Annotated in this window: 11 protein-coding genes and 1 pseudogene; 11 read left to right on the forward strand and 1 reads right to left on the reverse strand. The window is 45.0% G+C overall.

Translation table 11 applies throughout. From position 1 onward, the window contains the following. Positions 1-104: 104 nt before the first annotated feature. From GZH47_RS31740 to GZH47_RS31790, 11 genes and pseudogenes are all read left to right on the forward strand, one after another. Positions 105-596: a hypothetical protein gene (locus GZH47_RS31740; protein WP_162645616.1), complete on the forward strand. Its 492-nt coding sequence runs from the start codon at positions 105-107 to the stop codon at positions 594-596. Beyond that, positions 593-862, forward strand: a complete 270-nt coding sequence (locus tag GZH47_RS31745) for a hypothetical protein (RefSeq protein ID WP_162645617.1) — start codon at positions 593-595, stop codon at positions 860-862. Before GZH47_RS31740 ends, GZH47_RS31745 begins: the two co-directional genes overlap by 4 nt. Then, positions 859-1,428: a hypothetical protein gene (locus GZH47_RS31750; protein ID WP_162645618.1), complete on the forward strand. Its 570-nt coding sequence runs from the start codon at positions 859-861 to the stop codon at positions 1,426-1,428. The genes GZH47_RS31745 and GZH47_RS31750 overlap by 4 nt, the downstream gene beginning before the upstream one ends. A gap of 304 nt (positions 1,429-1,732) precedes the next feature. After that, positions 1,733-2,008 (forward strand): hypothetical protein, encoded by a 276-nt coding sequence (locus GZH47_RS31755; RefSeq protein ID WP_162645619.1) that lies wholly within the window; start codon positions 1,733-1,735, stop codon positions 2,006-2,008. 342 nt (positions 2,009-2,350) lie between these two features. Further along, positions 2,351-3,571: an IS256 family transposase gene (locus tag GZH47_RS31760; RefSeq protein ID WP_162645620.1), complete on the forward strand. Its 1,221-nt coding sequence runs from the start codon at positions 2,351-2,353 to the stop codon at positions 3,569-3,571. A gap of 299 nt (positions 3,572-3,870) precedes the next feature. Beyond that, complete coding sequence (locus tag GZH47_RS31765) at positions 3,871-4,794, forward strand: hypothetical protein (protein WP_162645621.1); 924 nt, start codon at positions 3,871-3,873, stop codon at positions 4,792-4,794. Between the two features lie 343 nt (positions 4,795-5,137). Beyond that, a pseudogene (locus GZH47_RS31770) lies at positions 5,138-6,314 on the forward strand (IS256 family transposase). A 361-nt stretch (positions 6,315-6,675) separates the two neighbouring features. After that, positions 6,676-7,998 (forward strand): hypothetical protein, encoded by a 1,323-nt coding sequence (locus GZH47_RS31775; protein ID WP_162645623.1) that lies wholly within the window; start codon positions 6,676-6,678, stop codon positions 7,996-7,998. Further along, positions 7,985-10,036, forward strand: coding sequence for an McrB family protein (locus GZH47_RS31780; protein ID WP_162645624.1), 2,052 nt, complete (start codon positions 7,985-7,987; stop codon positions 10,034-10,036). Before GZH47_RS31775 ends, GZH47_RS31780 begins: the two co-directional genes overlap by 14 nt. Continuing rightward, entirely contained in the window at positions 10,020-11,867 is a 1,848-nt protein-coding gene (locus GZH47_RS31785) for a DUF2357 domain-containing protein (RefSeq protein WP_162645625.1), read from the forward strand. Before GZH47_RS31780 ends, GZH47_RS31785 begins: the two co-directional genes overlap by 17 nt. A 607-nt stretch (positions 11,868-12,474) precedes the next feature. Next, positions 12,475-13,569: an IS110 family RNA-guided transposase gene (locus GZH47_RS31790; RefSeq protein WP_162645626.1), complete on the forward strand. Its 1,095-nt coding sequence runs from the start codon at positions 12,475-12,477 to the stop codon at positions 13,567-13,569. A gap of 415 nt (positions 13,570-13,984) precedes the next feature. Here the strand turns inward: GZH47_RS31790 and GZH47_RS31795 are convergent, their stop codons facing one another. Continuing rightward, entirely contained in the window at positions 13,985-14,311 is a 327-nt protein-coding gene (locus tag GZH47_RS31795; RefSeq protein WP_162645627.1) for a YnfA family protein, read from the reverse strand. Positions 14,312-14,321: the final 10 nt, after the last annotated feature.

Consider the following 14,321-nt stretch of genomic DNA (forward strand, 5'->3'; position numbering starts at 1 on the left):
GGATTTTTTATGTTCTGAAAAGCCATATATATTGTTCTTAAAGACTTTTTCAGTGGCCTCGCAAACGCGGGTCCTCTTTTTCTATTCCACAGGGGGTAATTCGAATGTTTATTGATGCCATTGGTATGTTCATCTTCATCTTCCTTTTAACACTCATCGCAATCCCAATGTCTGCTCTCATTGTCACGCTGCGGGCGCGCATAGGAGGCCGCTATCTGAACCGGTACTTTATCATTTCACGGAAGAAAAGCGGCGTCTATGAGATCCATCACCAGCCCATGCTCGGTTTCTACTATGCTGGGGAGCGGAAGTTTCATCGCCTGTGGAAGGAAGCGATCTGGAAGTTTCAGGTTGAATATCCGGATCTCACGCTCATAGCGAATACACTGACGTTTGTGTCCCGCTCCCGCGGGGCCATGCCGGTGGAGACGAGCCGCTTGATGTTGATGTTCTCACGTTACATGGGGGACTTCCTTATCGTCTTGAATCTCGCAAATTACAGGCGTGTAGAAGGCAAGTGGCGGGTGCTTCATCTCATTCAAAAAGTGCACCGACGTATACCGGTGACTTACATCCTGGTGGGAGAGAAGCCATGAGATCAGTCCAACTCGAGTTGTTTGATTGGAACGGGATGATGAACAAAGAGGCTGTCTCCGTGAATGACTACTATTGCGAATTCCAGCCCTATCGAGTCATCAGCGTAACGCTGCTGGCTACGAAGGCGATATCAAAGCGGAACGAAGCATTCGGGAGCTCGCGTCTCAAGGAGAACTCTGTTATAGCGATTGGAGCGGGCAAAGGATTTCGGATCAAGCATGCAGGGAAGGTCTATTCGAGCTTCTCGCGCGACTGTGGTGCATGAAGATCAACGGGAAGGTCAGTCGGGATATTTATCAAACCCCGCGCCTCCCGAAGGTCTACAATCCCGTCTTCGATGACCATCTCGCTTCTCGCATCCCGAAGGAAGTCATGAAGATGATTCCCCCGGATGTTCTCCTTGTCTTCTTAATGGAATACGAGGGGGACGAGCAGCGCGTCTACCATGTGACCTACCACGATGGCAAGCGCTGGTTTACCGCGGCGAACCTTTTCGATTACCGGAAGCGGAAATGGATGGACGGCAGGACGACAAGGTTGTACGGCGAGCAGTTTCGAGCCGACTTGGAGCACCAATGGTGGACCCGGGAAGGGTACGAGAAAGCAAAAGCCGACAATCGGCTCGATCCGCAGGTAGCTGCCGTCTGGTCCAATTACGTGAAGTTCTACGGCCGCGATGAAGCGTTATGCCGCCTAGGGCTTCCTCCCGTTTCCACGGGATATAACGAGAGACATTTTGAGGAGTGTGCCAAATATGGATGGTATTTCGAACGAGAGAGTAATCCACCGGTACAGCCGCGCAGAGGCAATCGCCGACGGACAATTGGTTGATATAACGCGATGGACAACGCGGGCTGGCATTATTTACCCCGTCGCAGTTTCCATCGAAGTTTGGTCTTCCGTCACTGAGCCGGACAATCCGCTTCATATATCCTTGCTTGGCCGCTTTGTCGCCATGCTGCGTGATGAAATGCGCAGAGGAAGCGGCGACTGGCTTGCGTACTCGCATGAAGTTGATCTTGACGGGTTATCAAAATCGCATGCCTTATATGTGACTTTGTTACCCGGTGACGAGCTCGAGCCGGTTGTTACGGTGACGATGAACGACGAAGACTAGATTATGGAGGTATTTCGGATGAAACAATCGATTTTGCGGACATTTCCACATCGACTGATAGGAGATTCGGCAAGTTTTGCAGATGCCTGGAAAGCGGATCCCGCTTCCGTTGGCCTCATGCAGCGACTTTTCGCTTTTTGCTACAAGTGGTATTTCACATGCAGCAGCATGCTGTCTACTTGTTTTGCTGCTTTCCATAAGCCGGTGAAGCGTGCAGAATACATGCCGGAATCCATCACCGTGGAACAAACTTGTTTAGCTATATCGAGGAGATGGAATGCTGCCTGCAGGTAGTCGAAATTGCGAAAGCAGGTCCCGCTCCTGCGGCACCTCTACCAGCAATGCTTCGTGTATCGCAGCTGAAGCGAAGCCTATACAGGCTTTGGGTTCTCATCCATAACCTGTTCGGCATTGCTCAATGGATTAACGTCTACACGTGCACACGGGCATATGGCGGCAGCGAAGCGGGCGGTTGGTACTATTTGAAGTACAGATGCGAGAAATCGCGTCAGGTTGGTTTCTGGGAGGCTGCGGCACTTCGACTTCATTGGCAATCACAGTACAGGGTCTGTAAAATAAATTGTGTAAACTCCTAAACCTATTAAAATGGAAGTAGAAGAAAGGTTGGGGAGTTACATGGGATTATGGACCAAGGAACAGCTGCGCCAGTTCATTAAAGAGAATAAGCTGGTCACCGCGCAAGATGCTCAGAATACGTTGAAAGATCTCTTCGCCGAGACGATTCAAGAGATGCTGGAGGCGGAGATGGATACCCATTTGGGTTACGAGAAACATGAGGTAAAGAGCAAAACGACATCAAATAGTCGAAACGGTAAGAGTCGTAAGACACTCGTCAGCGAATACGGCGAGCAGGAAATTAGCGTACCACGAGACCGCCAAGGCGAGTTCGAACCCATCGTGGTTAAGAAGCATCAGTCCAACGTAACGGGCATCGAGGATCAAATTGTAGCGCTCTACGCCAAGGGTGTAAGCACACGCGAGATCCAAGACCATCTGGCTAATCTGTACGGCATTGACGTCTCGCCAACGCTCATCTCAAATGTAACCAACAAGATTGTCCCGCTCATCAAGGAATGGCAGAATCGGCCGCTGCAGGGCGTTTACGCGGTCGTCTTTCTCGATGCGATCCACTTTAAAGTCAAGCAGGACGGCGCTATTGTAAACAAGGCTGCCTACATGGTCATTGGCATCGATCTGGACGGAAACAAGGACGTTTTGGGCATGTGGATTGGCGAGCATGAGTCGGCCAAGTTCTGGCTTAGCGTGCTCAATGAGCTGAAGAATCGCGGCGTACAAGACATTCTCATCACTTGCGTGGACAACCTATCGGGCTTCTCACAGGCCATCTCCGCCTGCTATCCGCAGACCGAAATCCAGAAGTGCATCATTCACCAGATTCGTAATTCTACACGATACGTCTCCTACAAGGATCTCAAGAAAGTGACGGCAGATCTAAAGCCCATCTACAAGGCTGTGACGGAAGAGGCTGCGCTGGTGGAACTGGATCGCTTTGAGGAAGTCTGGGGCACGAAGTACCCTCTCATCGTCCGTTCCTGGCGGAATAACTGGGACGAACTCGCGACGTTCTTCAAGTACCCGCCTGAGATTCGAAAACTCATTTACACCACGAATATTATCGAAAGTTACCACCGGCAATTACGCAAAGTTACCAAAGGAAAGAGCATCTTCCCGTCTGACGAAGCGTTGTTAAAGATGCTCTATCTTTCCACGATGGATGTTATTCGTAAGTGGACAGGCCGGGTTCAGAACTGGGGGCAAATGCTGCTTCAGCTCTCGGTGTTCTTCCCAGATCGCGTCGGCCAGCACCTCCGTTAAAGAAACTGTTGTAAATGAGTTTACACATAATTATTGACAGACCCACAGTACACGCTCAGCCATAAATGGGGGAGTCTTTATTCTCAGACCGGCGGGCAAGACATCATCGTCCTCATTGAGACAACGAGGGCAGCCAGCATGACGAAGCGAGCGCCGCGATTCGGAGAATATGAAGCGCCGATTTTCTCTAATCTAATTACGAGAAATCAGGCAACAAGGTAGGTAATTCATACTTAAAGGGAGGGAAGCTCCGCTGCAACATTGGCGGGGTTTCCCGCCTTCGTTGCATGAGCAATATAATGAGCAAAAAGGAAATTCTAACAACGCAAGATATTCTGGCCATTGTCTCCTCGTTTCGTGATAGGCGCTATCCGGACAAGTCGATTGAAGAAGTGCTCGCTATTGCCAATTGCAATGCTGCATTCTCCATTGAAGACGCGATCGAAGCTACGTGTTCACAAGCGGAAATTGAGAGCCATCTTCATTCGGTGTACCTGTGTGATACATTAGATAGCCCTGATAACGAAGACGATGGTTATACGGATCCGAAAGAAGATGTGGGCTTCTGGCGTACCGGTATTCGTATTTTCCTGCTATCCATGGAGGGCTATGATATGACCGGTCACTATCAAGCGAAGGCTTCAGAGAAGGAGCGGACATTTCTTCGTAAATTTGGCAAAGAGGGATACGTCTTCTTTACGGTGAAAGGGCATCGTCCAAACACGATTCAGAAGGTCACGAAGGACTACATTTACGTCACAACGGAAAAGAGCGAGAAACCGAATCGTATTCCGCGGGCAAGCCTTCGGCGCGCTTTGTCGGTGCTCTTCTACCGCCGAGTAACGACGCTCAAAGCGCTAATTCGAATTAATTCATTCTCCAGTGCAATCGCCGGACTGATAAAGACGATTATGAGCGATATTTGCAAGGTGACGGAGACGAAGAGTAGGGCGGTTCGATTGACGCTGCGCGGACTACGCTACATCTTCAGCGGAGTCAGTAAAGGAATGGATGATGCGCGCATTGTAAGGGAAAACGGAGGGAGATTTTTGCTCCTAAGTTATTACTACTTACGTTCGGACCCATCCTACAGCTGGAAACAACGTCTTCGCGAGCTAGGTTATGAGGGACGTTGCGTCATCCTGGATCCAGGCGGAAAATCGTACTATGAAGCGGTTCAGAAGGGGAAAAATCCGAATGTAATATTTCATCATTGGTTGTAAATGTTTCAAGAAAAGCTGTAAGTTTTGTTTCTAGAAAACTCACATTCGTTTGATTGTATATTTATACAATCGGGGTGCTTGTTGCAGCATTAATGGATACAACGGTATAAAATATGCTGGAGACACGGCTCAGAAGCAAGCCAATATATGAATTACGCATTATTTAACGTTTAAGCCGGATAAGTGACCTAGGAATTAAGCAGTGATGCGAAATTCTAGAAATACTTTGAGCAAGCTAAGCCGGCCTGATACATGGGGATATTTATGTCGTGAAAAAACGACAATATAGTCCGTAAAGACGACGTAAAATTGTTTGTGTACCAGCGAGAAGGGACTCTACTCAATGACTATCATACCCGAAAACCAGCTCACAATCCTATTTGAAAATCTTGTCACCCAGTTTGTGAAGGACAATTTGGAAGGCATCATGAAAGCGGAAATCCAGCAATTCATGAACGATCATCCCGAAGAACGCAATAGCCGTAACGGGTATTACACGCGCGGCTTGCACACCAAGTACGGTCAGATCGACGAACTTGAAGTACCAAGCGATCGCAATGGCGCTTTTCAGACGCAAGTGTTTGAACCCTATCAACGTCGAGACGGCTGGCTAGAAGAGGCGGTGATTCAAATGTACAAAAGCGGTATGGGCACGCGTGACGTCGCTCGCTTTATTGAAAGTATGTTTGGCAGTCACTATTCTCCGACGACGATCAGCAACATTACGGCAACTGTCCTGGAAGATATCCAGAACTGGCAGCAACGTCCGCTAGCCAAGCGCTACAGCGTGATTTACTTGGATGGCATGTACGTAAAACTCAAGCGCAGCACAGTAAGCGGCGAGGTCATCTATTTCGCGATGGGTATTGACGAAGAGGGCCATCGACAAATCCTTGGTTTCTACATCGGCGGACAAGAGAGCTCAAATGGCTGGAAAGACGTTCTGAAAGATCTGTACAGCCGAGGCGTGCAAGAAGTATTGCTAGGCGTCTTTGACGGGCTTCCGGGCTTAGAAGACGCTTTTCGCGAAGCGTATCCAAAAGCGGATGTGCAGCATTGTGTTGTACATAAAGTCCGTTCCACGTTTCCCAAAATTCGAATAGAGCACAAGACCGACTTTATTGAAGGGTTGAAGACGATTTACAATGCGCCTGATCATGACTGTGCTCTTGCCGCCTTTGATACTTTCAAAGCCAAGTGGAACAAGCTGTACGCAAAAGAAGTGACGTCTTGGGAAGACCAGTTGACGACGCTGTTAGCCTTTTACAAGTACCTACGGCAGATTAAGAAAGCCATTTACACGTCCAACCCGATCGAGCGCATGAACAAAGAAATCCGGAAACGTCTAAAGCCAATGAACAGCCTGACGAATATGGATGCCGCAGAAAAAATTGTTTACTTAGACGTTACGGCCTACAACGAGCGATTCGAGCACCGCGTAATCCCTGGCTTCGGCGATACCGAGATCAAGCTAGCTAGCGGAGCTATTTGAAGCGCGCTATGGAGCAGAAAAAGGCTAGCACTGATTGATTCTACATGGCTGTCTTGGAGGGAGAACTCCCCCTCCAAGACAGCCAGTTCATACAAGCTTCAGAGGATACTTACACGACCTTACACAAACTTCTTGACGCTACCTCCGTAAAGAAAAGAACCTTGATATGTAAGGTACTTTTTACATTTATGTCGATGTTCTGCCTAAGAATCGTCCTTTTTCCATCCGAGGATTTTTAGGACAAAATGCTTACTTCTTACATGGATTTTTCATATGGATTAACTCGAAAAATGGTAATATATATCTGTATTTAGATTTTATGTGGATAAGAAGAGTGGTGAGCCTATTTCCATTGATTTTATAGGAGATCCAATAATAAGAAATTTGGAGTGATTATGTTGAATGAGTCTGATTTATTTGTGGAGTTACTTGATGAGAAAGAGCTTAATAGAGTTGTCAAGAAATTAAATGTTGTAATTGAAGGGTTTAGAGCAGGAAATGCACCAATAGGGAAAATGAGAGATAAATTGAAGTCTATTTTTAGAACAGGACTAACTGATAATAGAAAAAAAAGTAAACCAGGTACTACTGTCTTTCTAGACGTGTTAAATTTATATACCATTTCCCATATGGATACAATCAGCAACGAGCAATATTTAGCGGTGTTGTCTGAATGTAAATTCCCTGATCATGTTAAGTTTGCTTATACGTGGGCAAAACGTAATGATATCGGCCGAGATATTCTGCCGGATCTGATTAGTCGACACGAAAAAAACGAAGTTTTGTTTGATTACAATACCAAAATTGAAACCGAACGTGAAGCTGTAGAACATGTGAAGGGCTTCAATTTGATCGGTAGCCAGGTTCGTTCGACGAAACTCATTGAGCTGGTTGAGCAGAAGATGGATAGTGCAGCAAAGGAAAAGTTAGCTCTCATTGAAAAACGAGTTCATTCATTAGAATTGCATGAAATCATAAAGGTTGAAAATGTATTGACGACAGAACTTGAGTGTTCATCCTCCCTCATTTACTTTGCCTTTGCAAAATTAAGGAGTGACCTGGATCAAGAAGTTAGGTGTTACTATGCAACATCGGTACTTATCCAAATGTTTGACGAAAAGAGTGATATGCTGAAACATTTACATGATGAGGTAAACGCACAAAAGAAGAGCACGAGGTTAATGAAAAAGGAGATTAAAGACGCGAATGAAACGTTAGCTATAGAAACAGAGAAGAATATTAGATTTATAAAAGAAGCAGCAGATAAGGAACAACAACTTCGAGAAGAACACCAAAATCAAATGAATGCGCTTAAACTTCAATTTGAAACTCACCTTGAAACGCTTAAAGCGGATTCTCAAGAAGCCAAAAACAATGTGATTCCATGGTTAGACCGCATTGCAGGTTGGGCCGGTGAAAGAGATCCCGTTCATGAGTTTGCGATTATTTACTCTCAACAGACAGAAATCTTTATTGAACTCTATCCTGAAATTACATCCTTTTCAAAAGAAGAATGGAAGCATTCCGTTACTGAACTATCGCAGTACCCGCATATCTACGTACAGCGTGATGGATTCAGCACTAGGGAACTTATGGAGATACATCAAAAGATCAAGCATGCTGTTACGTTCAATGCAGCCGGCGATAAAGAGCTAATCGAACATGTAGAAGAAATTAAGAAGAGAGAAGGTGTTCTATTTGTCAATATATGATACAGCTATTCGGTTCGACCCACACACCCATGAGACAAAAAAGGCGCTTGAAAATACGCGGTCAAGCTTAGTGCTCGGGGTACTAGCTCACGATGTCGATAGATATCCTTCAGCAAGAGATCATTACCCGATCACTGTAAACTCAAAGGGAACTGGCATCTTAATGTATATTCGCCCCATTTCGAAAGAGCCTGAGATTATTTCATTATTAGATAACTACTTATCAAGCCCATTATACGTCGGAAAACCAAAAGAACATCTTGGTTCCCACCTGCCGCCATCGTTTAAGTACGAGTCTAATCATGATAGACAAGTCGAGATCCTTAAACAAAAGTTTGAAAATAAAGTGTTCCTGTTTCGGCCTCGGATTACATACCTGGACAATACGAAAATCTTCAAAAACTTTGAGATTGCCGGCAACTTAGAAGAGTGGAAAGAAGGGACTGAATATGAGCCTGTTCCTAAAATTACAAACTTATCATCCGATGAATTTGAACTCAAATTACAACAAGGGGAGTCTATTCTATTAAAAGACTTCGATTATAACAAAATTGGGCCTCAATATGTTATTTGTGATGACTTTCTCTATTACTTCAAAAATGGCTGGGCGTCTTTAGATCAAAAACAATGGGCTCCGCACAACGTGCCGGCTATCACGAAAACGAATGTTGAATGGTTCAACCACTTTATTTTTGGGACAGAATCACTTTGGTTTATTGATACGGCATTTTTAACCAATATTCCAGCTCATAAGTGGGAATCTATCGCCACTATTCATGCAGAAGATGAGAAGGAAACTCCTGTCGAAACTTTCGATACTTCTTCGAGTAAGCAATCAGCTCCACAAACAGCGAAAATGTCCGATAAGCCATCTTCCCATGAAGAACATCAATTTCTAGAGCATTTATGGAATATTACGCGTGAGAATGGTCTTTATTATTCCATGGATACGTTAGTAAATTTTCATATCTCCGTAAAAACTAATCCGGTTACAATCTTATCCGGCATGTCCGGAACAGGTAAAACTAGACTGGCTCTGTTGTACGCGGAGGCACTTGGTCTGTATTCCTCAACCGGACTATTAGAGGGAGAAAAGAACAGAATGCTAGTCATTCCAATTAGTCCAGCTTATACCGAACCTGACGATTTAATGGGGCATCTTAACGCCTCCACAAATCTATATGTACCATCGGATACAGGATTTGCTGACTTCTTGATCCAAGCGCAAAACGATGAACAAAACATGTATATGGTGATATTCGATGAAATGAACCTTTCTCAGGTTGAACATTGGTTTGCGCCATTTATCAGCCGGCTCGAGTTGACGGAAGAGCTTAAAGAATTACAGCTGTATTCATCTAATCAAGTGTGTCATAACAATGCCAAATATCCACCAACTGTACGACTCGGAAACAATCTGTTGTTCATCGGAACTGCGAATTTGGATGAAACCACACGAAATTTCTCCGATCGTCTGCTTGATCGTGTAAACATCGTCGTCCCGGAGAAAATATCATTTAAAGAATTCTTCGAAGCGAGAGTTAACAATCGAGATGAAGATGACGATTATGGTAGCGAGTTATCTGATAAATACCGGAACCGCGATGTTTACAGAGGGTGGGCTTCAGGTTTTGATGTTTGGAATGCATTTACTGTTGATGAAATGGACTTCTTTGAAGGGCTACACCGCATTATCAATGATGCTGACCCGCAAAAAGGAGTTTCATTCCGAGCACTGAAGAAAATTGCAGAGTATATCAAAGCGATTCCTTTAAACGGTGAAAATCAGCCTTACTTAGATCGACGCCTTGTCATTGACCTACAGGTGAAGCAGCGCATATTGACCAAGATTAGAGGATCAAGTGAACAATTCCGCGATCTAATAGGCGTAGCTGCTGATGGAGTGAGCACTATCAATGGTCAGTTATTTGCTCATTTTACGGATACGACCGCATTATCGATGAGTGACTTTTCCAACACCATGAATGAAATAAGACGCAAGGCCAGGGAGCTGCACATGTATGACTATGCAACCTAGCATTCGCATTTTCCATCGTAACACATATAATCAGAGCTGGGGTACGGGGGAACTTGTTACTCTATACCCCTCAGGTCTTATACCTGCGGACGCTACGTTCGTCTCGGTAGATGAGTACGATAGCATTAAAATTGAATTTGAATCCAATAACATGGATGACTGCCTTTACATTGATCATTTTTCTGATGATATTGAGAAAGTGTTGCGTCCCGGAGACAGCGAAACTGTTATTCGGTTGAATGACACGAATAATATGCCCGCTCCGGGGCATTATTCCATGCGTGTTGAAGGGCCGAGTGGCGTGTGGGAGTCCCTCTATTTGGTGGAACCACGCCATTTAGAATGGGAATACATTCACTCCATGCGTAAATATTTGGAGGATAAGGTATCTGGTGTTACCTATGACTTGATCCGGCGGAGGAGCGGGATGTGGGGGCCAGAAATCGGACATGGTGTGGTTTGGTTTAATATGTACCGCAGCATTATGGAAAAATTCGGTAATATCCGAAGACATACAGAGTTAATCATAGCATCCCCGCCAGAAGACGTAGAGAAGACTTATAATTTGCACTCAACGAGTCGGAATCCAGACAGTAAAAGTATTAGATGGCTGCAAAGTCGGGGGTTAAAACGAAATGCAATTATCCACCAACCATCGGTCTTCTATGAAAAGCGTTCTGTCCTTACGCTGGATATTCTTGAAAACAGATGGTTGCTATGGTTTTTACGTTTTTTAGAACGTCAAATTAATGATATTTTAATGCGATTTGAGATGTATCAAAGTTCGAAAAATGATGAAGTGCTTGCATCATCGGCTGTTCTTCAAGAACTGCAAATTGAACTCGATTCGTTTAGCACCTTGAAGTATCAAAACGCTTTTAAAAATAGGAATCATGGATTGAATGGCCGGATCCTTGAAGAGAAGAAAAAACGGGATCGTCTATTACATGAAGCTTCAAAGTTTGATGCGAACGTATTGGAGTTAAAACGGATGAAGGGATGGCTATCTAGAACCATTCATGATAGCTGGCTATCACAGGTGGGAGAAGCAAATGGGAGAACCATCCCAAGTCTTCGCTTGCGAAAGGACCAACGTTTCAACGCTTTGCATCGAATTTATGTTCAGCTTAAGGAAAATTTGAAACGAGATATGAGTGCGAAAAAGATAACATATCCTCATCTAGGCACTGCGAAGCTCATGGAAGTCTATACGGTATGTTTGATTTCGGATATCTTGCAAGAACAGGGTTGGCTTTGGGAAAGTGGTTGGGTCGCAGGTTTTAATACTGAAATTCCAACGTTTAGTGAGCTCAAATCTGGTGACGAACTGCGCTTCCATTTGGCTAATGGTTATCGTCTACAACTCATATATGATGGACGTGTACAGCGATTTGCAAGCGAGGAGCACATTGGCTTTGTAGCGACATCACAGAACGATCGTCCTGACGTTTTACTTGCTTTATACGATTCCAAAAGTGTTTTTATCAAAGCAATGATCATCGAGGTCAAGCATCGAAATTACGTTTATTTAATTCACCCTCAAGCTAAAAAGGAATCGACAGACGTCAATGAGCAATTAAAAGCATATGCTCATTTCACTTACATCCCTCCTGAAAAAGAGATCAAGCGAGATGCAATTGACCGAGTGGTATGCGTGTATCCGAAGCAGGACAGGGGAAGTGCCTACGAGGAACGGTATAGAAAAATGATCCGTCTTATTCAAATCTTGCCGAGTGATGCTGAAGATAAAAAAGCAGTTGGATACGAACTGCTTTCAGAACAAATCAATGAATTTATCAATCAGAACGTTCAAATAGTAGAGACCATGTAATCTGTTCCTCCTACTGGGCAGAAGACCTCATCTCAGCAATCAAACTAATAGTTAATAACGCCGCTCTATTTCTTAAAGCGGCGTTTTTGTGTCTACTCTTCATTTGATATAATAAGAGAAAACCAATTTCAGGAAAAGCAGGTATAGCCATGGACACATTTATGAAGACCAGGATGACAACATCCAAAACCGATTGACCTTCAGGATTATGCGAATTTCGTCGTAGCTAACTTAGACGTCATACATGCATTCCTGACAGCAGATAAAATTAATTACCCGATTCAAACACGACGTAATACGGAATTTCTCGAACGGGAAGTCGGCCGCCGGCCAATTCCTATATTTCACGTCCAAAACCCACTCGAGGTACTCGAGCAAATGGTTTCAGAGGATCACGACGTCATTGCCATCGGCGCGTTTTCGTTAGCCGGAAGGAACGCGCACGGGTCTTCGCGAAGATATTTGATCGTTTCGGGGACCGGGCGAACTTTCACGCTCTCGGATTGGGAACCACCGATCTTTTGATGCTACGAATTTCCGAGGAATCGTGCTGACGCATCGACATCTATCGTTTAACAACACCATTGAGGGGTTTGAATAACGGTGGATGGAAGCTATCCAGCAAAAGCACCATCTAAGTAGCGTGATTATTGGTATGGAGCCAACAGGTCATTATTGGTGGAACTTGGCCAACTGGCTTACCAGTAAAGGATTACACGTCGTATTAGTCAATCCTGCAACGACCAAGCGTAATAAAGAAAACCGCGACAACTGCCAATCCAAGAATGACCCAAAAGATGCACTTGTCATAGCAGATGTAGTAAGCCGAGGCTACTACTATGAACATACGAAACAAACACATGTATTCCAGCGGTTAAGAACGCTGATGAGCGATCGAGAATTTTGGGTTGCAAATAGCGTTCGGCTGCAAAATCGCATCATTCGGTGGCTGGATATTCGTTTCCCGGAGTACAGTTCGGTTTTTAAGGATTGGACCTGTAAACGTTCGATGGCTACACTGAAGGAATTACCTACGCCTCAGGATCTTGCAGGACGGTCAACACCGGAGATCATTTCGATATGGAAAACACATATGCAGAGGGCAGGAGGCACTACAGGCACACAAAAGGCTGCTGAGCTCATTGCGCAAGCTAGGCGGAGTGTAGGAGACATTACAGTTTTAGCCGAAGCAAAGCAAGATTTTGTACGTCTAATCACAGAGTTTGAACGAATTACAGAACTGTTAGCAGACATCGGAAAGCAGCTCCACGCATTGCTAGAGGAGATTCCCATGGCCGCTCAGCTCCGTTCTATTAAAGGCTTTGGTCCGATCTTCGTCGCGGCCATTCTGGCAGGTGCTGGTGACCTTAGACAGTATGCACATGGACGTCAGTTACTGCGCAAAGCCGGTCTGAATCTAGCAGAAAGTACATCGGGGAAAAGGAAAGGACAGATCGTCATCTCCAAACGAGGAGATTCCAGTCTGAGGAAATATCTGTATCTAGCGACTATTCAGCTCATCGGAATTAATCCGATCTTTCAAGAATTACATCAGCACAATGTTCAAAAAAAGCACATGAAGAAGCAACAGTCTGTCTTTAAGCTTGTAGGTAAAGTGGCACGAATTCTGATCGGTATGGTCCATCGGGCAGAAACATTCTCATCTGAAAAAGCCAGCCATCTCGTTTCACAAGCAGCTTAAAGTATTGATCCGTCACGTATATTGACTCATTCGCGGGATTTTGAAAAAGAAAGCACGGAGAACCGAGTTCCTGCCCAAAAAGGGCTCAGACCCGTCCGCTAAACGCAATCGGTCTCCACACCTTGGATACGTATGACGATGGAATGTAAGGGCATAGACCCGTCGAGCCATGGGATGGTAAACACCAGGGTACTTGTGGAGTTTGCGTGCAGTAGAGTTAGGCAGAAAGGAATGGCTGAAGCAATTCCTTTGTTCCCGCATACCCAGTTACTGGGCTAACGGCATCCGCCCATAGCTTTCTCCACCTCCATATCTATTTCAAGGTGATGAAATCCTGCGAATGAGTGAGTATATGTGAGGTAAACCCTTAAAACCGAGGGAAGGGCAGTTTAGCGTGGTGGTATCTGACTATATTTCAACTTCTAGGAGCCCAAAACATTACAGAAACACCTACAATGCAAATCATGGCGCCTATCCAGTCATACATATCAGGGGTCTTCTTATCAATAAGCCAACCCCATAACACGGCGAGAACCACAAATACGCCGCCGTAAGCCGCATAAACGCGCCCAAACGAAGGAAAATTTTGAAGTGTGGGGATGATCCCATACGCGATTAGAATGAGGCTACCGACAATACCGTACCAAAGCGGTTTCGATTCCCGTAACCAAAGCCAAACCAGATAACCTCCACCAATTTCAGCAAGCCCAGCAACGACAAAAATCAATATGGTTAATAACATGATGCATGAC

The sequence above is a fragment of the Paenibacillus rhizovicinus genome (assembly GCF_010365285.1).
In the GTDB taxonomy this organism is placed as follows: Bacteria; Bacillota; Bacilli; order Paenibacillales; family Paenibacillaceae; genus Paenibacillus_Z; species Paenibacillus_Z rhizovicinus.